This window comes from Peribacillus sp. FSL M8-0224, from assembly GCF_038003055.1.
Taxonomy (GTDB): domain Bacteria; phylum Bacillota; class Bacilli; order Bacillales; family DSM-1321; genus Peribacillus; species Peribacillus frigoritolerans.
In genome coordinates, this window is record NZ_JBBOOJ010000001.1 from 4,878,357 (window position 1) to 4,901,622 (window position 23,266).

20 protein-coding genes, 1 pseudogene and 2 riboswitches are annotated in these 23,266 nt (G+C 41.4%); of the genes and pseudogenes, 7 read left to right on the top strand and 14 right to left on the bottom strand.

Annotated features, from left to right (window positions below):
* Positions 1-6 precede the first annotated feature (6 nt).
* The gene (locus MKX49_RS23785) at positions 7-2,391 is read right to left on the bottom strand and encodes a 3-hydroxyacyl-CoA dehydrogenase/enoyl-CoA hydratase family protein (RefSeq protein ID WP_340878045.1); all 2,385 of its coding nucleotides are present in this window, start codon (positions 2,389-2,391) and stop codon (positions 7-9) included.
* Positions 2,392-2,597: 206 nt separating this feature from the next.
* On the opposite strand from MKX49_RS23785, the gene MKX49_RS23790 reads away from it, so the two are divergent.
* Positions 2,598-2,732, top strand: coding sequence for a YuzL family protein (locus MKX49_RS23790; RefSeq protein WP_072273724.1), 135 nt, complete (start codon positions 2,598-2,600; stop codon positions 2,730-2,732).
* A 49-nt stretch (positions 2,733-2,781) separates the two neighbouring features.
* On the opposite strand, the gene MKX49_RS23795 is transcribed toward MKX49_RS23790, so the two are convergent.
* The gene (locus MKX49_RS23795; RefSeq protein WP_340878046.1) at positions 2,782-3,699 is read right to left on the bottom strand and encodes a proline dehydrogenase; all 918 of its coding nucleotides are present in this window, start codon (positions 3,697-3,699) and stop codon (positions 2,782-2,784) included.
* A 148-nt stretch (positions 3,700-3,847) separates the two neighbouring features.
* Here MKX49_RS23795 and MKX49_RS23800 point away from each other — a divergent pair, with 148 nt between their 5' ends.
* Positions 3,848-4,126, top strand: a complete 279-nt coding sequence (locus tag MKX49_RS23800) for a hypothetical protein (RefSeq protein WP_034310108.1) — start codon at positions 3,848-3,850, stop codon at positions 4,124-4,126.
* A 13-nt stretch (positions 4,127-4,139) separates the two neighbouring features.
* Positions 4,140-4,475, top strand: coding sequence for a spore coat protein (locus MKX49_RS23805; RefSeq protein WP_048688189.1), 336 nt, complete (start codon positions 4,140-4,142; stop codon positions 4,473-4,475).
* An 81-nt stretch (positions 4,476-4,556) separates the two neighbouring features.
* Here the strand turns inward: MKX49_RS23805 and MKX49_RS23810 are convergent, their stop codons facing one another.
* Together MKX49_RS23810 and MKX49_RS23815 are read right to left on the bottom strand one after the other, a co-directional pair.
* Entirely contained in the window at positions 4,557-5,729 is a 1,173-nt protein-coding gene (locus MKX49_RS23810) for an FtsW/RodA/SpoVE family cell cycle protein (protein WP_048688186.1), read from the bottom strand.
* Between the two features lie 147 nt (positions 5,730-5,876).
* Positions 5,877-6,422: pseudogene (locus MKX49_RS23815) on the bottom strand (metal ABC transporter permease); the annotation flags it as partial.
* A gap of 482 nt (positions 6,423-6,904) precedes the next feature.
* Here MKX49_RS23815 and MKX49_RS23820 point away from each other — a divergent pair.
* The gene (locus MKX49_RS23820; RefSeq protein WP_340878047.1) at positions 6,905-7,867 is read left to right on the top strand and encodes a LacI family DNA-binding transcriptional regulator; all 963 of its coding nucleotides are present in this window, start codon (positions 6,905-6,907) and stop codon (positions 7,865-7,867) included.
* Positions 7,868-8,125: 258 nt separating this feature from the next.
* Positions 8,126-8,310, top strand: a riboswitch (Lysine riboswitch).
* Positions 8,311-8,406: 96 nt separating this feature from the next.
* Positions 8,407-9,858 carry an amino acid permease gene (locus tag MKX49_RS23825; RefSeq protein WP_340878048.1) on the top strand — a complete coding sequence of 484 codons (1,452 nt, stop codon included), beginning with the start codon at positions 8,407-8,409 and terminating at the stop codon, positions 9,856-9,858.
* 49 nt (positions 9,859-9,907) lie between these two features.
* Here MKX49_RS23825 and MKX49_RS23830 read toward each other — a convergent pair whose 3' ends face one another.
* From MKX49_RS23830 to MKX49_RS23860, 7 genes are all read right to left on the bottom strand, one after another.
* Positions 9,908-11,587: a glycoside hydrolase family 13 protein gene (locus tag MKX49_RS23830; RefSeq protein WP_340878049.1), complete on the bottom strand. Its 1,680-nt coding sequence runs from the start codon at positions 11,585-11,587 to the stop codon at positions 9,908-9,910.
* Between the two features lie 85 nt (positions 11,588-11,672).
* Positions 11,673-12,755, bottom strand: a complete 1,083-nt coding sequence (locus MKX49_RS23835; protein WP_340878050.1) for a Ger(x)C family spore germination protein — start codon at positions 12,753-12,755, stop codon at positions 11,673-11,675.
* Positions 12,752-13,852, bottom strand: coding sequence for a GerAB/ArcD/ProY family transporter (locus tag MKX49_RS23840; RefSeq protein WP_340878051.1), 1,101 nt, complete (start codon positions 13,850-13,852; stop codon positions 12,752-12,754). The genes MKX49_RS23835 and MKX49_RS23840 overlap by 4 nt, the downstream gene beginning before the upstream one ends.
* Before the next feature lie 24 nt (positions 13,853-13,876).
* Positions 13,877-15,385, bottom strand: coding sequence for a spore germination protein (locus MKX49_RS23845; RefSeq protein ID WP_226990538.1), 1,509 nt, complete (start codon positions 15,383-15,385; stop codon positions 13,877-13,879).
* A gap of 146 nt (positions 15,386-15,531) precedes the next feature.
* Positions 15,532-16,083 carry a YhcN/YlaJ family sporulation lipoprotein gene (locus tag MKX49_RS23850; protein ID WP_340878052.1) on the bottom strand — a complete coding sequence of 184 codons (552 nt, stop codon included), beginning with the start codon at positions 16,081-16,083 and terminating at the stop codon, positions 15,532-15,534.
* A gap of 54 nt (positions 16,084-16,137) precedes the next feature.
* Positions 16,138-16,458: a quaternary ammonium compound efflux SMR transporter SugE gene (gene sugE, locus MKX49_RS23855; RefSeq protein ID WP_034310082.1), complete on the bottom strand. Its 321-nt coding sequence runs from the start codon at positions 16,456-16,458 to the stop codon at positions 16,138-16,140.
* Positions 16,459-16,506: 48 nt separating this feature from the next.
* Positions 16,507-16,609, bottom strand: a riboswitch (guanidine-I (ykkC/yxkD leader).
* Between the two features lie 40 nt (positions 16,610-16,649).
* Positions 16,650-16,979 (bottom strand): DUF948 domain-containing protein, encoded by a 330-nt coding sequence (locus tag MKX49_RS23860; RefSeq protein WP_072272279.1) that lies wholly within the window; start codon positions 16,977-16,979, stop codon positions 16,650-16,652.
* A gap of 118 nt (positions 16,980-17,097) precedes the next feature.
* Between MKX49_RS23860 and MKX49_RS23865 the strand changes: the two genes are divergently transcribed.
* Positions 17,098-17,277 carry a hypothetical protein gene (locus MKX49_RS23865; RefSeq protein WP_034310080.1) on the top strand — a complete coding sequence of 60 codons (180 nt, stop codon included), beginning with the start codon at positions 17,098-17,100 and terminating at the stop codon, positions 17,275-17,277.
* Positions 17,278-17,959: 682 nt separating this feature from the next.
* On the opposite strand, the gene MKX49_RS23870 is transcribed toward MKX49_RS23865, so the two are convergent.
* A complete protein-coding gene (locus tag MKX49_RS23870; RefSeq protein ID WP_340878053.1) occupies positions 17,960-18,184 on the bottom strand; it encodes a hypothetical protein in 225 nt (74 codons plus the stop codon).
* A 203-nt stretch (positions 18,185-18,387) separates the two neighbouring features.
* Between MKX49_RS23870 and MKX49_RS23875 the strand changes: the two genes are divergently transcribed.
* Positions 18,388-19,017, top strand: coding sequence for an RraA family protein (locus MKX49_RS23875; RefSeq protein ID WP_340878054.1), 630 nt, complete (start codon positions 18,388-18,390; stop codon positions 19,015-19,017).
* A gap of 48 nt (positions 19,018-19,065) precedes the next feature.
* On the opposite strand, the gene MKX49_RS23880 is transcribed toward MKX49_RS23875, so the two are convergent.
* Both MKX49_RS23880 and MKX49_RS23885 read right to left on the bottom strand, forming a co-directional pair.
* Entirely contained in the window at positions 19,066-21,033 is a 1,968-nt protein-coding gene (locus tag MKX49_RS23880) for an LTA synthase family protein (RefSeq protein WP_340878056.1), read from the bottom strand.
* 1,074 nt (positions 21,034-22,107) lie between these two features.
* Entirely contained in the window at positions 22,108-23,055 is a 948-nt protein-coding gene (locus MKX49_RS23885; RefSeq protein ID WP_445670174.1) for a siderophore ABC transporter substrate-binding protein, read from the bottom strand.
* Between the last annotated feature and the right edge of the window lie 211 nt (positions 23,056-23,266).

The following is a 23,266-nucleotide window of genomic DNA, read 5'->3' on the forward strand; positions in this document are numbered from 1 at the left end:
TATTCATCAATTACGGAGTGGTTTACCTTTAACGAGCATGTGCTGCATCCTTGCCTGGGATTTCGGAGTCGAAATCAGTTTTAGGAATGCCTGTTTTTCCAGGTTCAAGATATACTGTTCATCAACTTCCGTGCCAAATGGGAGTTTTCCTCCTGCCAGGACGTATGCCAGCTCTTTGGCTATGACAAGGTCATGTTCTGATAAGAATCCTGAAAGGCGCATGGATTCCGCCCCTAATAGCAGTGCGGCATATCCAGTTTCACCTACGACAGGGATCTTTGTGCGGGCTGGAGCGGTATAGCCTTGTTCATGCATGGAAAGTACCGCCTGTTTCGCATCATATAGCTGATGATCCGCATTCACGCTTATTCCATCAGATGAATTAAGGAAATTATTCCCCCTCGCTTCCTCGGCTGAGGTCGAAACTTTTGCCATGGCGACCGTTTCAAATACTTGGTTGGCCACTTTCTGTAAGTCGAAGTCAACGCCCTTCGGCATATTCCTCAAAGTCTTCACATAAAGTTCTTTAGTCCCGCCGCCGCCTGGGATCAAGCCGACACCAGGTTCCACTAGTCCCATATACGTTTCAGTCGTTGCCTGGATGCGCGCTGCCGGAAGGGACACTTCAGCACCCCCGCCAAGTGTCATATTAAACGGGGCAACCACTACAGGAACTGCACTGTACTTAATTTTAAGCATCGCCTGTTGGAATTGGCTGATGACCATATCGAGTTCAAAAATATTGTCATCCTGCGCTTCCATCAGCATCATTGCAATATTAGCGCCGACACAGAAATTCTTTCCTTGGTTTCCGATGACCAGGCCTTTAAAATTCGTTTCCGCTTCTTCAACCGCGGCATTGATCATTTGTATGATATCCAGACCGATTGCATTATTCGGCGAAGTGAATTCAAGCAGAGCCACTCCATCGCCAATATCGATCAAGCTTGCACCACTGTTTTTCTTGATTACGCCTTTTTGCTTCTTGATCGCTTTAAGATTGATCACTTTAGGATTTTCGACAAGCTCTTTATATTCACCATTATCATAATAGTGAACTATGCCATTTTCTTCTTTATAGAATGACTTGATGCCTTTAGCGAGCATATCCTTCACCCATTGCGGGACGGTTATGCCTTCCGCTTCCATTCGGGCTGCCGATTTTTCTACACCTATCGCATCCCAGGTTTCAAATGGGCCTGTGGACCATCCAAATCCCCATTTCATCGCTTGATCGATCGCCACGATGTCATCCGCGATGTCCCCAAGCAGCTGGGCAGAATACACAAGCGCCGGATTCAGGACATTCCATAGTAATTGGCCGGCACGGTCTTCGCTATAAACAAGCGCTTTCATTTTATTATCCAAGCCCTTGGCCTGTTTAGCCATTTCGATGGAAGGCGTTTTTAATCTTTTTCGTGCGGCATATTCAAGGGTTTCGGGATTCAGTTCAAGGATTTCCTTGCCTTTTTTCAAGAAGAATCCTTGTCCTGACTTGCTTCCAAGCCACCCATTCTTAAGCATTTCATTCATGAAATCAGGTATCTTGAAAACTTCTTTTTCTTCTCCGTCCACCTGGTCATAAACGTTTCTGGCAACATGTGCAAAGGTATCCAATCCAACGACATCAAGTGTCCGGAAAGTGGCGCTAGTTGCCCTTCCAATCAACGGACCTGTAACCGAATCGACCTCACCGACACTGTATCCGCCTTTTTGCATTTCCCTCAAAGTGACCAATAAACCATAAGTTCCAATGCGGTTTGCGATGAAGTTTGGGGTATCCTTGGCTTCGACAACACCTTTTCCAAGAACATCTTCGCCAAATCTTTTCATATAGTCGAGCACTTCTGATGAAGTTGCCTTAGTAGGGATGATCTCCAACAATTTAAGATAACGCGGCGGATTGAAGAAGTGAGTTCCCAGGAAGTGCTTTTGAAAGTCCTCCGAACGTCCTTCTGCCATCGCTTCGATTGAAATTCCGGATGTATTCGAAGAAACGATGCTTCCTGGTTTACGATGCTGATCAACCTGGGCGAACACACTTTGCTTAACCTCAAGCTTCTCAACGACCACTTCGATGATCCAATCGACATCCTTTAAACGACTTATATCATCTTCCAGGTTTGCAGCCTCGATCAACGCGATGTTTCCCTTAGCCGAAAGCGGAGCTGGTTTCTGTTTTAAAAGTTTCGTAATCGCCGTTTGGCTGATGCGGTTACGCACTTGTTTATTATCTAATGTCAGTCCCTTTTTCTTTTCATCCTCAGTGAGTTCACGAGGTACAATATCCAATAATAAAGTCGGAATGCCGATGTTAGCAAGGTGTGCAGCAATCCCTGATCCCATAACTCCTGACCCTAGAACAGCAGCCTTTCGTATTTGTCGAACCAAGTTTATATCCCCCTTACACAATTTATTGAATGAATGTTCATTCATTTTTAATTCAAAAAAATTTTGAATATTTTTTCTTATTACTAATATAGAATATATTTGGAAATTCCGCAATGATTAAACAGGAAAAAATATTTTTTTCTCCGCGTTCTTCCGGTTATTTCTCCTCCGTTCAGTAAAAAATAACCGGGCAGGAGGTGACTTATATAATGAAGCGTAAAGATAATCCTTCTAAAGCAGCCGTGAGCGCAGCAAGTGTTAAAGGCAATGCCGGCCCTGGCGCTGAACGTCAACATGGAATCAATAAAGTGAACAGCCAAAACAATCAGTTCAAAAGATAATCCTTCTTGAGTTGAGCAGCCGTCCCTTTTCCGGGGCGGCTCTCGCTTCCTATTTCTTGAATAGGCCTTTTAAAACGAAAGCAATATTGGCTGGCCTCTCCGCAAGGCGGCGCATGAAATATCCATACCAATCCGTACCATAAGGAACATACACCCTTACCTTATATCCTTCTTTAACAAGTTCAAGCTGCTTTTCAGTGCGGATGCCATATAACATTTGAAATTCAAATGAATCCCGGGGTATTCCCTGATCTTTGACCAAGTCCCTCGTATAATCAATGATTTTATCATCATGTGTGGCAACGGCTGTGTAATTTCCATTTTGTATATGCTTCTTGATGATTTTCTTGAAATTCTCATCCACATCTTTTTTTTCGGGAAAAGCCACGTCCCTTGGTTCTTTATAAGCCCCTTTAACAAGTCTTAAATTCGGATGGTATGCATCCAGCTCTTCAATATCCCTCTCAGTCCGATACAGATAAGCTTGAATGACAGTCCCCAATTCATTATATTCAGACTTCAGGGTTTTGAATACATCCAAAGTCGGCTGACAGCGCGGAAAATCTTCCATATCAAGCGTCACGAAAACACGATGGGCTCTAGCTTCATCCAAGATTCTCCGCATGTTATTCATTACGACTTGTTCGGACACATCCAAGCCCATCGAGGTCAGCTTCAGGGATAACTGTGAATCCAGGTCATTTGTGCCAATCATCCGGATGGCTTCGATGCACTCTTCTGCCATCTTCCCTGCCTCTTGTTCATCTTCAATGAATTCACCCAAATAATCAATGGTGACAGCAAGCCCCTTCCGGTTAAGTTCAGCAATCACATCACATGCCATATACAAGGATTCTCCTGCCACGAAGCGAGATGCACCAAACCGCAGCCCGTATTTTTTCGCAGCCTGTTTCATAGCTTTATTCTTTGATAAAAAAAGGAATAGATTTTTCAAAATCCTTTCCATCTGCATTCCCCTCCAAATCATTTTGGAAAATAGATGCACAAGATTATTTTACCATTTAATCCATTTTTCAGATATTTAGAATCAAGAATAAAAAATTTCATGAAGGGAAAATTAAGCCCGATTAAAGAACACATAAGGAGGTAGAATGATGGAACAGCAAAATTCGTTTAATAGCCAACAGCAGTCGACCGGCTTCATGAAACAGCCGCCGGAGATGGTTTCGGTGAAAGATAGCTTATACTTGACCGACATGCTTGCATGGAATCTGAATGCGGTTAAAAAAGCACATTTTTTTGCCACACAATGTAAGGACCCGCAAATCATTGATGCGTTAAATCGGTGCGGACTCATGCATCAACGCCATTACGATACCATTTTGAAACATTTGAACCCGGACCAAAATCAGAGTCAACAACAATATCAATAAAGGAGGGTTCTTGATGCCCAATGAAAACAAAGTCCAAAATCCTGAATCTCCCGTGGCAAAAACACCGCAAATGAATGACAGGGATTTTATAAATGATATGCTCACAACTGAAAAATACTTTTGTAACTCCCTTTCCGTTGCCCTGCATGAAATGAGTAATCAAGCATTATTCCAAGACATTTTCTCCATTTCCAAAGAAAATCAGGAGATGCAGCGTGAACTCTATAACCTTATGTTCGAAAAAGGCTGGTATAGTTTAGAAAAGGCGCAAGCTACCAGCTTAGGCCAATCGTATCAACAATTTTCCGGATATAAAAATCAATTTCCATCTGGAACGAACATTCAATAAATAAACATTCAGGGGGGTGGATTCTGCTCCTTTTGTTTTTTTGCTACAAATAAAGCCGGCCATCGGGGGCCGGCTTTATTATTAGATATCCGTAGAAAACATATACTTCTTATAGTGATACCGAATGCTGAATATTAAGCCCATCGCCATCATGTTCCCCATGAGCGAGCTTCCTCCATAACTGACAAATGGAAGCGGAATCCCCGTAATCGGCAAAAGGCCTACAGTCATGCCGATATTTTGAAAAACGTGGAACGTCAACATGCTTATAACGCCCACACAGATATATGTATAGAAGTTATTTTTCGTGTCCATTCCCGTTTTTGTTATGTGGTAAATCAATAGGAAAAACAAGGAAATGATGATGCTTGATCCGATGAAGCCGAATTCTTCACCGATGATGCTGAAAATGAAATCCGAATGACTCTCGGGCAAATACACTTCCCTTGAACCGATTCCCTTGCCTGTGGTCTGGCCGGAGCCTATGGCCAGTAAGGATTTGGTTAAGTGATACCCTTCGGAGCTGGCATAATTATATGGATCCAGCCAAGAATAGATACGGCCGAATTGATAAGATTTTACCCCTAGGTATTTTTCCAGGATTTCAGGCTTCCAAAGTACAAAGTACAGGACCGTGGACGCGACGACAATTCCTCCCGAAACGATCGGCAGCAGGATCTTCCATGTTACCCCTGATATGAAAATCATTCCGAGCATGATTGACATGATGACAAGCGAGGTGCCCAAATCCGGCTGTTGCATGATTAACAATAAAGGGGCACCGGTCACAAGACCGATTTTAATAAGCAGCCAGATATCCGTTTGAATCGTTTTCAGCGTGTTTTTGAGATGATGGTTCGATATGACATTCGCTAAAGCCAGGATCAGGAAAACCTTCATGAATTCCGATGGCTGAATCGAACCGATTCCCGGAATGATGAACCAACTTTTCGCACCATTCCGGACAGGAACGATGCTTTCCGGCATAATGATCAGCAAAAAAAGTAAAAATAATCCGAAGCCATAAGCGTACCAAGAGATTTTTTTCAACTGGTCCGAATCCAGTGTGATGAACCCTAATACGATTCCAATCCCCACTATATACCAAAAAATTTGTTTTATTAAGAAGTTTTCAGCGTACTGTCCAGTCGTTTGGGCACTATAGATTGCCAGGCAACTTCCAACGCATAATAACAGCAATATTGTGACCAAAGAAAAATCTATTCGAGATGAAAATTTATTTTGTTCTTCCATACTAAACTCTCCCTTAAAAAGGCTCCTGCGATACATCTATAAATACACTTATTCATTATACTTTAAACAAATAAAATCACAACTATATCGAAGAATAGTTTACAGGCCTCATGGAGTTATTTCCATGAAGCCTGCAGGCATGGAGAGCTATGCATGTGATTCCTTTGATTTTCTCCGTTTCAGCAATAGGCTGACCAATCCATTGCCCGGGGAGAAGAGAAAGGCCAATCCGAATAATATGGCGGCCGAACCCACCATGCAACCTGATATCGAGGCATCCAAAATGGTGGCTGAATAGTAGCCGATGACGGAACTTAGCACCCCGACCCCGATACTGACCAATATCATGCGGCTTAAACGGTCTGACAGCAGATAGGCCGTTGCCGCAGGTATGATGAGCATCCCAACTACTAAAATGGAACCTACACTATCAAAAGAAGCAACAGTTGTCAGTGAAATGAGGCTCATCAATAAGTAATGAAAGAACAGTACAGGAATTCCCATCGCGGCAGCAAGTGATGGATCAAATGAAACGAGTTTAAACTGTTTGAAGAAAAGGAAAATCAGTAAGAGGTTCAGGATAAAACAACTGCCGACTATCCAAACAGCTTTTGGTCCAGCCTCGATTCCCGCGATTGTCATCGTGTTCCACGGAGTATAGGATATTTCCCCATAAAGGACATGTTCCAGATTTGTTGCTTATCGATTCCATCAGCAATGACTTTTACACACAGCAAAAACTGTCAGGAAGCTCCACTAGGCAGCTTCCTGACAGTCAGTCATTCCGTATGATGAAATTATATTTATATTGTGGAGTTTTACTGGTGAACATAACTAGGGGAGCTATTTCTGGACGACGTGAAATTCACGAGTAAACGCGGTTTCCACGTATAAAGCCGCGGACTTCTTGACGGGCATTGCCACTCATTTCTCCTGTTTCAAGGAAATGGCCAAGTACGCAAATCCCAATTCGATTCCGCAAAGCACAAACAGGGTGATTAAAGTTTGGAACATCATGATTTCCTCCTCCTCTAAGACTTAGACCAATATTAAAGGATGAAACCAATACCATAACAAGACCTTATTTGAAGAAATCTTCAGCAGTCCCACACTGTTCCCTTGCCCTGAAATGGGTTTCATACTGTACAATATAAAAAAAGAAAAACGGTGATACCATGACAAATATTAAAGAAATAGCTCAATGTGCTGGTGTATCTGTCTCAACAGTGTCTCGTGTATTGAATGATCATCCATATGTAAGCCCCGATAAAAGAAAGAGCGTCTTAGAAGCGATCAATCGTTTGAATTATACGAGAAACATCAACGCCATTCATCTTTCAAAAGGGAAAACCAACCTTATCGGCGTCATCATCCCCTTCAACAATCACCCATATTACGGGGCAATCGTTAACGGAATCACAAAACAGGCAAATGCAATTGGCTGTCATATCGTCATCTTTCAAACAAATTATGACAGGGAGAAAGAGATCCAGGCTTTTAATATGCTGCAAATGAAACAGCTCGATGGCATTATCGTTTGTTCAAGGATTTCGGAAATGAAAATCCTCTTGAATTACCAAAAATACGGACCGATTATTTTATGTGAAGATACCGCCCAGGCTGAATTCTCATCCATCAGCATTGATCATTATGCAGCTTTCTCCTGTGCCCTTGAGTACGTGATTGCTAAAGGATATAAGAAAATCGGATACAGCCTCGGCCGTAAAAAGAGCAGGAACAGTTCCCATCGTACAAAGGCCTTTAACGATATCATGAGTAAACATCAACTGATAAACAATGAAGCATGGCTGTTTGAAGGCAGTTATCACATCAAAGACGGTGAACAATTGTTTCAGGAATGGAATTCGATGATGGATAAACCTGAAGCCATCATCATCACGAATGATGACACGGCGGCGGGCTTCATTCTTACCGCTAGGAAATCGGGTATAAGGATACCGGAAGATTGTGCCATTCTCGGCTTCAATAATGATAGCCTTGGCGAAATGCTAGACATCACGACCATTTCCTTACCGCTGGAATGGATCGGGAAAATGGCAGTGGATCTCTTTGAGAATCCTGAAGAGGTCAAACATGTAAAACTGGACTATGCCCTAATAAAACGGAAAACCGTTTAGTTATCAGGATGTGCTATATTTTAGTATATCGTCACTTGATTCTTCCTTCCTGCCTTCATTCATTAACTAGGAAAAAATAACCACATAAAATAATCATTGCGATATCCCAGAAGTTATTTTATAATTTTGATATAGTAAAGTTTACTCAATTACTAGCAATCTATTAGCGATTGCATGAATTTCATGAGTAAAATCGTCCGACGTCACCTACAAACTGACGCCAACGATTTTAGAAAAATTGAATACTTCCTCATTTACCGATGAGTTAGAGGCTGCAGCTTATAAAAGTAAAACGGACGAGATTCTGGAAAATTAAAGACTCCGTTTGAAAGGATAAGTTGCCGAAGTTAGGGTATATTCCATGTATATTCTTGCTGGCGGTGTAACCGAATAGGAACACCACTGTCACGTTTTTTTAAAAAGCGTGGGGAGCTATCTTCGGAAGGATAAACGGGTTTATTATAAACAGCCGTCGATCTTTTTCGACTGCTGTTTTTTTATTTTTCGTTCCCTTCCAATAAAAAGGAGTGTAACATCAATTGTCAAATTCACAATCACCTTCAAGCCCTACTGAATTGAAAAGGAGCCTGAAAGCGCGTCATTTAATGATGATTTCATTAGGTGGAACGATTGGAACAGGTTTATTTTTAGCAAGTGGCGGTGCCATTCATTCAGCCGGTCCCGGCGGTGCCTTGGTGGCATATGCGGTCATCGGCATCATGGTTTATTACTTAATGACAAGTCTTGCAGAAATGGCGGCGTTCATGCCAGTGGCCGGTTCGTTCCGTGTCTATGCATCCAAATTCGTCGATCCGTCCTTCGGTTTTGCGATTGGTTGGAACTACTGGTATAACTGGGCAATCACCATTGCCGCTGAATTGGCAGCCGTTGTCTTAATTATGAAGTTCTGGTTCCCGGATAGCCCTTCATTTATCTGGAGTGCCATTGCGTTAATCACTATGTTTCTTATCAATTACATGTCAGTTAAAGGTTTCGGGGAAACAGAATTCTGGTTTGCCATGATCAAGGTCGTGACAGTCGTCATTTTCTTGATTACGGGTGTTCTGATCATTCTCGGAATCATGGGTGGGAATGACCCAATCGGTTTTTCCAATTTCACAATGGGCGAAGGTCCCTTTAACGGAGGGTTCTTCACGATTCTAGGCGTATTCATGGCTGCCGGCTTTTCATTCCAAGGAACGGAATTGCTTGGAGTGACCGCTGGTGAAAGTGAAGATCCAGAAAAAAATATCCCAAAAGCGATCAGATCCGTTTTCTGGCGCATCCTCTTGTTCTATATCCTAGCAATTTTCGTTATTGGAATGATCATTCCGTTTACGGATTCACGTTTATTGAGTCAAGATGTTGCCGTAAGTCCATTCACGCTTGTATTTGAACGGGCCGGCCTTGCATTTGCTGCATCCATCATGAACGCGATCATTTTATCATCCGTACTCTCTGCCGGTAACTCTGGCATGTACGCTTCAACCCGTATGCTATGGGACTTGGCATGTGATGGGAAAGCACCGAAATTCCTAGGCAAGTTAGATAAAAGAGGAGTGCCCGTGAATGCACTTATCGTGACTTCTTTAGTTGGCTGCGTTGCATTCTTAGCTTCATTTTTCGGGGATGGCGTCGTTTATATCTGGTTATTGAACGCTTCAGGCATGGCAGGATTCGTCACCTGGGTAGGGATTGCGATTGCCCATTATCGGTTCCGCAAAGCTTACGCCGCTCAAGGCCTTGATATGAATGCTTTACCATTCCGGGCAAAAGGCTTCCCATTCGGACCTATATTCGCACTTGTCCTTTGTATTATCATTATCATCGGACAAGGCTATCAGGCTTTCAGCAGCGATGGGATCGACTGGAATTCAATGTTCGTTTCCTACATTGGCTTGATTCTATTTTTCGTCCTATGGTTCGGCTATAAAATTAAGCATAAAACGAAAATCATTCCGCTTGAGGAATGTGACCTTAAATCAAAATAATACGCAAAGGACCTGTTCTTCCCTAACCGGAGAAGAACAGGTCCTTTTTTCATTTCAAATGATAAACACTGCATTCATATGGTTGCAGGGGTTTGCTGGAGATTCCTTCTTCCTCCTGATCATAATTGCCGATCAGCTTTGTGGCAGAATATGCATGAAGCTCTTCAGGCAAAGTATAAGAGGCCTGCTCTTCTTTAAAGTTGCACAGTACCAACAGCTTTTCTTCCTCAAACGATCTCGTGTAGGCAAATATTCGTTCATCATCCGGCAACAGCAGTTCAAAACGGCCATAAACGACGATATCATGTTCCTTGCGCAGTTGGATAAGCTTTTTATAAAAATAAAAAATGGAATTCGGATCATTGTAAGCCTTTTCTGCATTAATCTCGGGAAAATTGGGATTAACCTTAATCCAAGGGGTCCCTTTCGTGAATCCTGCGTTCCGGGAGTCATTCCACTGAATCGGTGTCCTCGCATTATCCCGGCTGCGGGCGTGGATGGCTGACATCATCCGCTCTTTTGACCAGCCATGAGAATGGACGAGTTCGTCATATGAATTCAATGTTTCGATATCCCGGTATTCATCGATGCTTTCAAATGCAACATTGGTCATTCCCAGCTCTTCCCCTTGATATATATAAGGTGTACCTTGCAGCATATGAAGACAAGCGGCAAGCATCTTTGCGCTTTCAATACGATACTTTCCATCATTACCAAACCTTGAGACAACCCGGGGCTGATCATGGTTGTTCCAGTATAAACTGTTCCAGCCATCCCCCTCCAAACCAGTCTGCCACTTAGAGAGAATTCGCTTTAAATCGGTTAGATTCCATTTTTCGTTACTCCATTTCCCTTCTGGTCCCCTCCCCAAATCCATATGTTCGAATTGAAAGACCATATGTAGCTCACCACGATCTTTACCTGTGAACAATTGCGCTTCCTCCGGTGTGACGCCTGGCATTTCCCCAACCGTAATCACGTCATGTCCAGAAAGTGCCCGTTGATTGATTTCCTGCAGAAACTCATGTATGCGCGGTCCATTCAGGAAAAAGGGGCTTCCATCACCATACTGCTTCTCATGATGAACGGCTCCATCTGAATAGCTTTGATCTTTTGAAAGGAAGTTGATGACATCCATCCGGAAGCCATCGACACCCTTATCCAGCCACCAAGTCATGATGCTGTAAACTTCCTCACGGAGCTTAGGGTTCTCCCAGTTTAAATCCGGTTGTTTCCTGCTGAATAAATGTAAATAATATTCATCGGTTCTTTCATCATATGCCCATGCTGAACCTTTAAAAATCGACTCCCAATTATTTGGCTCTTTCCCATCCCTGCCAGGTTTCCAAATATAGTAATCACGTTTCGGATTGTCTTTTGAGGAACGGGATTCCTCGAACCATGGATGTTCATCTGAAGAATGATTGACCACCAGGTCCATCATGATCTTCATTCCACGTTCATGAACGGCCTTCAACAACCTATCGAAATCGGCCATGGTCCCGAATTCAGTCATGATTGCTTTATAATCACTGATATCGTACCCATTGTCATCATTGGGAGATTGATAAACTGGGGATAGCCATATCACGTTCACACCCAGCTCTTGTAAATAATCTAGCTTCATCAAAATCCCATTTATATCACCAATACCATCGCCATCACTATCCATAAAACTCCTTGGATACACTTGATACACAACTGCCTCTTTCCACCATGCTTTGTCCATGCTTTTCCCCCTTTTTTAGCCGCATTGACACAATCCTTACACCAATACCCTATTATAAAGGGGAAAACTCCAGAATATTCTACTTTTATTCAGCTATTCCCGTTTGAATCATTTCAATATCCAGATCGACCTCGATTGGAATATCGGGATATGCCTCCTCCCAATGTTTTTGATCAAAATTTCTTGTTTTACTTTTAGCATGATCACCGAGTGCAAGCGGATCTATATGGTTCTCCTGAAACATGGTTACCATCTCATTTAATTTTTTGCCAATGACCTGCTCGGCCCTGGCCTCTATTTTATTCAGGTCGACCGCTTTGCCCAAGTCGTAGCCTTGGACCTCTAGCAGACTCGCTTTCATTTTCACTTCAATCCTGACCTTTGGGTCTTGATTGGCATTCGAAATATGATAATGGACACGTGACTCCACGTTATTGATATCGGTAAAGTCATTTTCCTTCCATTTAATTTCATAACTCCCCAGCTTAAAATTTTCACTAAGGACCTTATATAAAAAGCCGTCTTCATAAGGTATATATTTACCAATATAACGATCCGTTTTAAACAAGGCGATCCCCCTTACCCGTATTTGGTCTTCTGTTGTTTCCAATAAGGGCAAGACCGGATCGATCCCTTTACCATGACACGCATATAAATACCTGTGAAGATCTACATCAGGCAAATTAGTCCTTATATTCTGTTCGATCAGCTCCTTCACTTGAACCCCTGGAGTTTTAATCAACTTCGGCTCCATTTTAACTACATCCTCCGCTTTGCCATGAACGACCGCTAAATACAAATCCCTTCCCACCATTGGGTCACGCCTATATGTATCGACATAATCATTCAATCCCTTACTTGCCAATTCTTCACCATATAGAGTGACTGTCAGTCTCCCGCCGACAATCGGGTATGGTGTTTTTGCATTTTCCTGCTGGCGGGCCGCCTTTATATCATGGGAGTCCGCTTCATATACTTCTTTACCCAGATCTGCTTCCTCTCCAGGCTGAGGAACGCTGACAACGACCGTTCCTTTGATTTTCTTGTCTCCGGCATCATCATAACCTACGACTTCAGCAATTAATATATCTTCTAATATTTGCTTTTCCACGCCGCACGCCGTCATCAAAAAGCTTGCTAATGTTATCAAGAGAAGTTTGATTTTCATGATTTATGCCCCCTGAATTTATAGACGATCGACTGCCATATGAATAAGAGAGGAAGATACAAATAAACGATATAAAAACCAATTTGCGAACTGATCGTGTTAAACTTATCGATCCTATAGCGGTTATCCAAAAAAATGCAGGAAACCAAAATGATGATCAGAATGAGAACCAACATCTTTTTTTGTCTAAATCCGAATACTCTTTTCGCTGTCCTGCTTGCGGCCCAAACCCCTAGGCAAACATTCGGCAGCACCATGAACAGCCAAACGGAAATCCCTATGTATTCGAACCTTTCAATGAATGGAAGGTCTACAATTTTCCATAACGTCAAAGTTGCCCAAATTACATCTTTCAGCTGATCTTGATGATAGTAGGCTAATGAAACAAGTATGGATACCACATATATCACCATAGTGAACAACGCCCCTAAGTGGGCCCACTTTTGAGATTTCTCACGATTTTTAATGAGAGGATAATAAATGAGGATTAATTCAAAACCAAGGTAATTCAGAGTCATTTTCTTACAGGCCTTCATGATTTCCAAAAAGGAATGGTCAAGAAAAGGACCCAAATTTTCAAAGTGGGCGTACTTCAAAGGGAAATAATTCAAGAGGAATAATGGCGATCCGATTATAAGGCCGATTATGCAAAAACCGGTAATGACCCTGAAACCTCCCTCCACAAAGTTATACACGAGAATAAGAATGATGGTTATCAGCATCAGGACATTGACACCAGGGAACATCCAAACCTGAATGACTTCTAAATAAGTCCTGATAAGAATGATGGAAATCATGATAAAGTAGAAGATGAATAAAATATTGAAAGCATTCCCCACCCATTTACCAAACAAATCCTTGTGGATGGCAACCAAATCAAGAGTTTGAGGGCCCCTGCCCAAAAGCTTGAAACACATCCAAAGCAGAACATTTATGATCAACCCTGATATTAGGACCGATATCCATGCGTCTTGGCCAGCCTCTTTCGCTATGATCCGTTCAAACCCCAATATCCCTACTCCAATCTGCATGCCGGGCATGAGGAAAAAAACAAAAAATGGAGATATTTGTTTTGTTTCATTTGGTTTGACTTCCATTCCTTCTCACCGCTTTCTACTTCCTTATTCATCGATATCATTACGGGTGTTTCGTTTTTCCGCCTCTTTCCTTATCCTTAGTGGATTTTCCGTCCGCAGAAACTGCGGGCGTTTTTTCTGCTTTGAAAAAGGGAGGCGAATCAGACTATCTTTAAAGTCATGAATTCTTAACGGGTAAAGCGGGTCTAAATAAGGACTGCCAAGCGAAGTCAATTTCAATAAATGACTTAAAATGAATGCACTGCATAAAGCTATTCCAAACAGCCCGTATAACTGGGCAGCAATTAGAAAGGGAAAGCGGATAAGGCGAATCGTATTGCTGATTTGGTAAATCGGCACCGTAAATGAAGCCAAGGCAGCCAAAGCGACAAGCATCAACAAGACGTTACTGACAAATCCCGCTTCCACAGCGGCTGAACCGATGACTATACCGCCAACAATGCCGATGGTGGAGCCAACCTTGGCAGGCAGCCTGACCGCTGCTTCCCTCAGCAATTCGATCGTCCCTTCCAGCACGATCGCTTCCAAGATCGGCGGAAAAGGGATCACTCCCCTGGATGATATTAAGATTGGCAGCAAATCCGTTGGGATCACTTGATAATGATAGGTTAAAACGGCCACATACAGAGGTGATGACAAAACGGAAAACAGCACGGCGAAAAGCCGAATCAAACGGAATGAAGTACCGAGATTCCAAATTTGAAAATAATCTTCAAATGACGAGAAGAATGAAATGATGGTATTGGGACCAACCAATGCATGAGGAGATCCATCCAGCATGATCCCTATTTTCCCTTCCGATAATACACTGGCCAGATGATCAGGCCGCTCCGTATCAATCAATTGCGGGAACATCGAATTCCGATTATCCGTGATCATCTGGCTTACGAACGAAATATCGACGATCGTATCATATTCTATATCTTCTATTCTCTGTATGACCGTCTTGATGATCTGTTGATTTACCACCCCATCTATGTAGAGTACCGCTATCCTTGTTTGCGAGATGCTCCCGACCCTAAATTCCTTGGACTGCAATTCAGGAGTGGGCAATCGGTTACGGATCAGATTCAAATTCGAATCAAGCGATTCAACAAACGCCTCCTTGGATCCAACGACCGTATACTCCGACTCAGGTGTTGAAATTTGCCTTTTCACACTGTGAACACACGGTATGAGCAAACACATTTCATCATCTTGCTTGTATTGAATCATGATCGATCCTTCCAAAACCAATCTTTGAATGTCTTTTAAATCAGCCGTCAATTTCATATCTTCCATCGGAATATCGCCTTTTAGTTGCTTAAGGACCTTCTTTGGTTGATTCGACATGACCGCCAATACTTGTTCGTGGAGCTGTTGTACACTGACCAGTGAATTGAAGTAGGAGATGATATAGCCATCATCATTCGGGAATTGGAAGGTAAGAAAATCATTAGATGCTTTAAACTTTTTAAGGAGTTCCTGAAAATCCTTGGAAGTAACCTGAAAGGATGCTGAATCCGTTTCCCTCTTGTCCTTAAAAAACCTCACCTTCCCACCCCCAATACAAAGTTTTTCGTTCATTCGATTATTGTAACCACCCTATTTAAAGTTAGTCATGTTCCACGGATATCTTTAAAATAGGAAAAGACCTATCCGGAATCCACCGGATAGGTCTTTACTTCTTAATTTTCCAATTATCTTGGACTTGGAAAGATCCGTGTTACAAGTTCACGGAACTCTTCAGCAAATCCTTCAACGGGTTTTCCATTCTCGATATCATTCGCATACCTATCCATTCTTTGAACAAAGTCCGGATTTGCCGACACATAAACTTGGTCTACAGATGGATCCGCTGCCCTTACTGCATCAGCAACCCTTTCTTTAAGGTCATTCGAGATATCCTTTTCCCCGCCGTCTTTTAATACTGCGCCTACATAGGCATTATTTTCAGTCACGATGACATTTGCGTTACTTACTTCCTTCAAAGCTTCGACTCGATTTGAGATATCCTCGGAGACCCTCATACCGTTTACGCCATTATCATTATTATCATTATTGATATTATTATCATTATTGACATTATTAACATTTTGCCTTGTGTCGCCTACATTCATCGGATTATCCAAATTATCCTGATGAGTACGATTCAGGCCAAGATTTTCACTGGCATCTTCGTTATCATTCGTTGCACAACCTGTAATCACTAAAGCCATCATTGCACTTGATACTATCGCTTTATAGTTCATATTCTTCACTCCTCAAAAATCATTTAACATTACTATTTGCGAGGAGTGGGCAGATTATTCAGAAGAAGTGACCTTCAAGCCGATAATTCCAACCAAAATAAAACCGGCGAATACCAATCGCATCGCATCCTTAGGCTCGTTAAAAACGATGATGCCTACCAGAACAGCCCCAAGAGCCCCTATTCCAGTCCAGATTGCATACGCTGTTCCCATAGGCAGAGTTTTTATCGCCGATGACAAAAAATAAAAACTAATAACCATGCCAGCAATCGTTATGATAGAAGGTAATAATTTCGTAAAACCCTCGGTATACTTTAGACTTGTCGCCCATACCACTTCAAATAATCCTGCAATCACCAATTGAATCCATGCCATCTTTTCCGCCTCCAATTACAGAAAAAGCCCGGGAGGTCATCTTTCATAACCTCCCGGGCTTTTTTCCCTCCGTGTACGCAGATTACTGCGCGTTTCTCTTGGACCATTCCGGCCGGTAACATTCAACCGAGGAACCCTAGAAACATAGTATTTCCATACTATATCATGTACATTTCAGATCGGTCAAACACTTATGCATCGCTTCTGTTTCTAAGCTTCCACTTGTCACCTTTTATTGAAAACCAAATATTCTTAAAGGGTTCAGGTATTTCTTTAGCCGCCTCAACCGTATATTGGACAGCCTCTTTTTTATATTCAACATCTTCAGTGATTTCTTGCTGGGTCATGGCGAGTTGGTCCGTTTCCGATTTAATCTGATCCGTTTTGGCCTGGATGCGTGTAACGGTTTGATTCACATTTTCAATTGTCGGTTTGGTATCCTTAAATGTTTTAAAAGCAAAAAACGCTAAATAAATAATCGATCCGATAAAGAGGGCAAGACTAATATATACAATGATCACCTAGATTCCTCCTTTTATTTTACCTTTACTATACCCGTAATAATTGAGCAGAAAACGAATCACCATGTATTTTCTTTTATGCCTGGTCATATTATTGAAAGTAAAAGGAGGAATGAAAATGAATCAAATGCCTCTTCTTAAAGCCTGTTTTAAAGCTGGAATCCACTTCATTAGACATATGACCATACAGCAGGCCGCCACGATTGCAGGAATCATTTTTTTAATCATTCATCCAGAAGTTTTCAGCCCCCTTTGGCTTACATTGGCAACATCCGTCTTGATTCTGCTCCTGCTTTGAAGAATGTAAGTATCCCCTGCACACTGGCTGTGTTATGGATTTCTTCGCTGACACCCCCATCCAGATCAGTAAAAAATACCGAGGATATGCACCAGCATTCTACCCTTGCTTCGGAAGAATGTTCCTGTACGGATAAACTGCCATGGAGACCCGACCATTACTATTGCTAGGACTGTATCTATGCAGGATTTCAATCTTCATAGCGATGATCTATACAGTTTAATCAATCGTTTGATTAAAACGGAATTGGACTTCAACCCCCTTGTGACAGCTGAGCTTCCCTCCCCCTTCAGGTATTGATTACACTCATTTACCATACTATCAAACGGAAAACTAATAGTTTACTCAACAGTTCAGGAATTTGCCCACCACGGCGATTTCAGATGCAATGGAAGGGTTGAGGAATCACCTTAAGTTTTAAACAAACAATGAAGACTGTAGGCAAAAGGGTTCTATCTAAGAGTTATAACAATTGGAGCGGGTGTGCGAGACTCCTGCGGAAATGCGCGTCCATAAAGAACCCGCAGGCTCAGAAGCGCCGAGGAGGCTCCCGGACCGCCCGCGGATAGCGAATACTTGGAGGCAACGTTCAAATTGTACAAACCGTAAAAAAACTTTAGGCAAATTCGATTTTCATCGAGTTTATATAAAGCCTGAAGCCCCTCTAAACTGGGTCTTTTCATTAATATAATGGTTGTGTGTTCTGACAGGGCGGAAATGAATTTATATCCTGAATCATATAAAAATCGTATTGTTTTAAGGCGAATTGTGCTTGATACATATATTCAATAACAAGAAGCTTTTCACCTGAAGTACCACAAAAAACACCTGACGTCCCTTGTCCATTCGTTAATGAAATCCCAACAGGCTGACCTATTAAATAGCTAATTTTTTGTTGCCATGGCATAGTCATCACTCCTTCAAGCACTTCCTATTAAAAATGAAAAAATGGGTGCCTGTATTTCTTAAAAATTCGCAGTTCGGTTATGAACCGGCGTAACAGACAGTGAACAACACTTACCATTTTATCAAGCTGAAAACTATTAGAAAATTACGAAATTTTTGTATAATTAGGCTATATTCATTAACTCTTAAGGAGGAATCATAGTCATGGATAATCTTATTCAACAGTTCAGGAATTTGCCCACCACGGCGATTTCAGATGCAATGGAAGGGTTGAGCAATCTGGATTCAGCAATAAAACCCTTAAAGGAAGAATTTCGTATGGCCGGACGAGCTTTGACCGTACAGATTCCCGTCGGTGATAATTCTGCCGTGTTAAAAGCAATCGGTGAAGCCAAGCCTGGGGATATAATTGTCGTTGACAGCAAGGGTGATACATACCGGGCTATAGCAGGAGACTTTGTTGTCGGCATGATGCAAACCATGGAAATTGGCGGCCTCGTAGTCGATGGGGTCATTCGCGACCTTGAAGCCATTAAACAATTGAATTTCCCTGTTTTCAGCAAAGGGACGACGGTTGCCTCTAGCGGCAAGGCAGGCGTAGGCGAAACCTATGTGCCCATATCCTGTGGAGGTGTCACCGTATATCCAGGGGACATCATCATAGGGGACATAGATGGAGTAGTGGTCGTGCCCAAAGATAAGGGTGAAGAAATCCTGGTCAAAGCAAAGGATAAAATCATGAAAGACGAACAGCGTGCCGAAAAATATGCAGGGAAGCCTGATGAAATCAGAAAGTATATTGCCATGATGACCAATAAAGGATTACGCATATAAAAGAACAGGCAGGAAGCGATGGCTTCCTGCCTGTTCTTTTCATTAGCCTTATTTATCGGACTTTTCTTCCTTAGAACCTTCTTCATCATATGTGTAATCATAGTCAGCAGGATCAATCGGTTTAAAGCCGTTTGGAGTATAGAAACGGAGTAAGTCGCCGTTCACTACTTGGTCGGATAAATTGAGCATCGTTTCAGCTCTCGTTTTATAATTGAGGATGTCATCATTTTCCTCGACCAATTCTCCTGTTTTAGTATCGTAATATTTCCCTTTAATGGAAGTGACCTCCGGTGTTACAAAATCACCATTCCTGAAAGGTACCACTTCATTATGATCTTTTGACAATAAATCGGAACCGAATTGTACATAATCTTTAGATTCAATTCCCATCAGATGCAATAAAGTCGGGAGAAGGTCAATCTGTCCTCCGTATTGATTCATTTCCCCGCCTTCAACACCTGGAACATGAATCAATAATGGTACACGTTGCAATTGGGCATTCTCAAATGCGCCAACATCCTTGCCAAGCACTTTTGACATGGCTTCTTTATGGTTTTCGGAAATACCATAGTGATCACCATACATAACGATTACCGAGTTATCATATAGACCGGATTCCTTCAGATAATCGAAAAACTCTTTAAGCGCCTCATCGGCATAACGTGCAGTTTGGAAGTAACTATCAACGGAAGCATCGCCTGTCGTATGCTTTCCGATTGTTGCTTTTTCCTGGTCCATTGCATATGGGAAATGATGAGATACCGTCATGAATTTTGCATAGAAAGGCTGTTTAAGCGTTTCTAACATTGGAATCGATTCCTTAAAGAACGGCTTATCCATTAATCCATAACTTAGTACTTCCTCTTTATTTTCCATATTATAATGGTTAGCATCGAAAAATTGATTGAAGCCAAGAGACTTATACATATTATCGCGGTTCCAGAAAGATTTGTAATTACCATGGAACACAGCAGAAGTGTATCCTTGTTGTCCTAAAATCGCTGGTGCTGCTTGATACGTATTTTGAGATCGGTTTGTGAATGCTGCCCCCTGCGGTAAACCGAACAGGGAATTTTCAAGCATGAATTCGGCATCCGCTGTTTTACCTTGGCCTACTTGATGGAAGAAATTATTAAAGCGCATGAAATCTGACTTATCTGCTGCAAGTGAGTTCAAAAATGGAGTTACTTCTTCCCCATTCAACTTATAATCGATCAGGAAATTCTGCATCGATTCCAAATGCAGGTAGATGACATTCTTGCCTTTGGCTGCACCAAAGTACTTAGGGTTTGGTTCAGCGCTTGTTGCCTTCGTATAGTTGACGACTTCGGCAATATCCGTGCTGTTTGCAGTCGCACGCTGAGCGTATGTTTTAGTATTCTGAACGGCATCATAAACAGTATAGTTGAACATGCCCAAATATTTGACGATATAGTTCCGGTCGAATGTTCTTGATAATAATTGCGGGCGATCCTTTTCAGCAAGTCCCAAATTGATGGCGAAAATTGCTAGTCCCGCTAGGTAAACCATTCCAACTGTACGGCGTTTGACTTTGAAGTCTTCCACTTTAAAGTCTTTGAATCTGTACAATACGATCAAAAGAACCGTATCAAGGAAATAAAATACATCATGGCCTTTAAATAATTCTAAAATACTCGGTCCCAAATCACCGGCATTTTGCACTTGCGTCAAAGTTGGCAATGTAATGAAATCGGTAAATGACCGGTAGTATACAAAATTGAAGAATAACCATAAGGACATCAATAGGTTCAACCTGATAATCCATTTAAACGATTTTTTGCCTCTAGCCAATAGTGCCAAGCCAAAGAATAAAATGGCTGAACTAATCGGATTTATGAACAGTAAGAACTGTTGCAGGCCATTTTCAAGACCTAAGTTAAATTCAATTCGATATCCAATATAAGTTTTTATCCAAAACAAGACTACCGCAATAAAGAAAAAGCCTAGTATGTTATCTGCAAATAAATGCCGGCTTTTTTTAAGAAAATTATTCATGCTTTCACCTCTATTAATCTAGTGGTTTATTTATATAAATTTTTACAAACTTACAAAAGACGGAAAATCGGAAACCTTATAATAGCATTCTTTCACTTGGATAGTCAAGATTGTGAAAACCACCTTTTGTCACATCCATAACTCTTATATCCAGAAGACTTCTTTAGCTTATGAACAAGCCTTTGAAAAAATAACAGAGTTTCGCCAGTCTCGAATGTTCAGCGCACCTATAACAAATATATAGGAACTACATGTCTTAATCCAATAAATATTACCGTAATTTTTTGGTGTGACTGCGGATGGCAGTCACTAAATATTTTAACGTCCTTCAGGCTTTTACCATTATAAACGACTCTTTATAAAAAAACCAGCACATTACAAAATATGTAAAGATATAAACCTTCAATTATTGAAAGCTATGGTTATATCCCAGGATTTTTTTCCCGATAATTCGACAGTTTAAAATGGATTGCCGGTTACATGGATGCTTTTCTCATCCGTACTTTTGAAACCCCGTGCCTGTAAAAGTTTGACCCGTTCATTATTGCGTCCAGTCACCCTTGAATCTCAAAAAATAACAAATGGATTACACGAAGTATCGACATCATTCCCCTCAGCTTTTTTATTCAGCTTTTTTCTAATAATTTTTCCTGAAAATTAATGACACCGAATTCTCCCCGATAATTTGAAGTGGAGATCATAATATTTTTATCATCCATAAAAGATGCAATTTCCCAAATTTAACATAAATTACGATTTCAAATCCCTCCTGGAACCGGAAAGGATGCAAAAGACAGTATAATAGGAAGAAACTGAATTTTCCATTTTGGCTGAAGGGTCATATTCTTACGATTGCAGGCCATATAAGCCATAGCAGGGGCAACAGGCGGAATATAGACCTTGTCCTTTCCCATTCCCCCTTAATTGGGTTGTGGGCGCCTTATTATAAGCTTACCTGTGTTTTGCAGGAATTCTTTTCTTCCCCTTTGTTAGTATATTTGTTTCATCCAGCTTTATTATAAAAAATAAAAAATCCTGCCCCTCGATCGGGGACAGGATTATCTTTCATCATATTTATTGCTTAATGCCTTCTGAAACTTCTTTAACCATAGCGTCAACAGATTCTAAACCGCCGCCTGATAAATACCAGTAGTTAGGGTCTAGATAAATGATGTTACCTTCTTTAAATGCCTTTGTATTTTTTACAATGTCATTTTCAATCGTTTCTTTTGCTGCAGCTCCATCACCGGCAACCGCATCTCTATCTACAACGAATAGGTAGTCCGGATTTTTTTCAGCAATGTATTCGAAAGAAATACTTTGACCATGTGTCGATACTTCCAATTTATCATCCACTGCAGGTACTCCGAATACATCATGGATGATTCCAAATCTTGAATCAGGTCCGTAAGCACTTACTTTTCCGCCGCTGGCCAGAACGATTAAACCAGTTTTGTCAGTCGGAGCTTTTTCTTTCAAAGCGTTAATGTTTTCTTCAACACTTGCCAATTCTTTAGCTGCTTCGTCTTTTTTATCGAAGATTTTACCCAAAAGTGTTACGTTTTCTTCAAACGATTCCATATACTTTGTTGTATCCACACCTACAAAAACAGTAGGGGCAATTTTGCTTAATTCTTTATATGCTTCAGATTGACGGCCAGAAATAAGGATTAGGTCTGGAGCAATTTCGTTGATTTTTTCGAAGTCAGGCTCTTTTAATCCACCGGCATTTTCAGTTGTACCTTTATATTTAGAAAGGTATTCCGGAAGTCCATCATGAGGGACAGCTGCTACTTCCACACCTAATTTATCAAGAGTATCAAGAGTACCCATATCGAATACAACGACTTTTTCAGGGTTTGTTTTTACTTTCGTTTCGCCTAGTTGGTGCTTAACCGTAATTTCTTCGCTTTTAGCACTTTCTTTTTTCGTGCTTGATTCTTCTTTTTCCTTATCTGATCCACAAGCTACAGCCACTACAGCCAGCATTGCAACCAAAAGCAGTAAGGATAATTTCTTAATCATTATGGTCACCTCGAAAAATTTTTTTATTTAAAATTACATATTGAATCCTCACCATCACAGAGTTCACCTTCAACACTTTTCCTGCCAGATGAACAGGAGGCGGCTAAAGTCTTGGGCGCCCGCCAACTCTTAACTGCCTAAGAAGCGTATAGTGTGACTTCTGGACGGCTATGAATACTGAAGTAATTTAAAACCAATTTTGGAATTG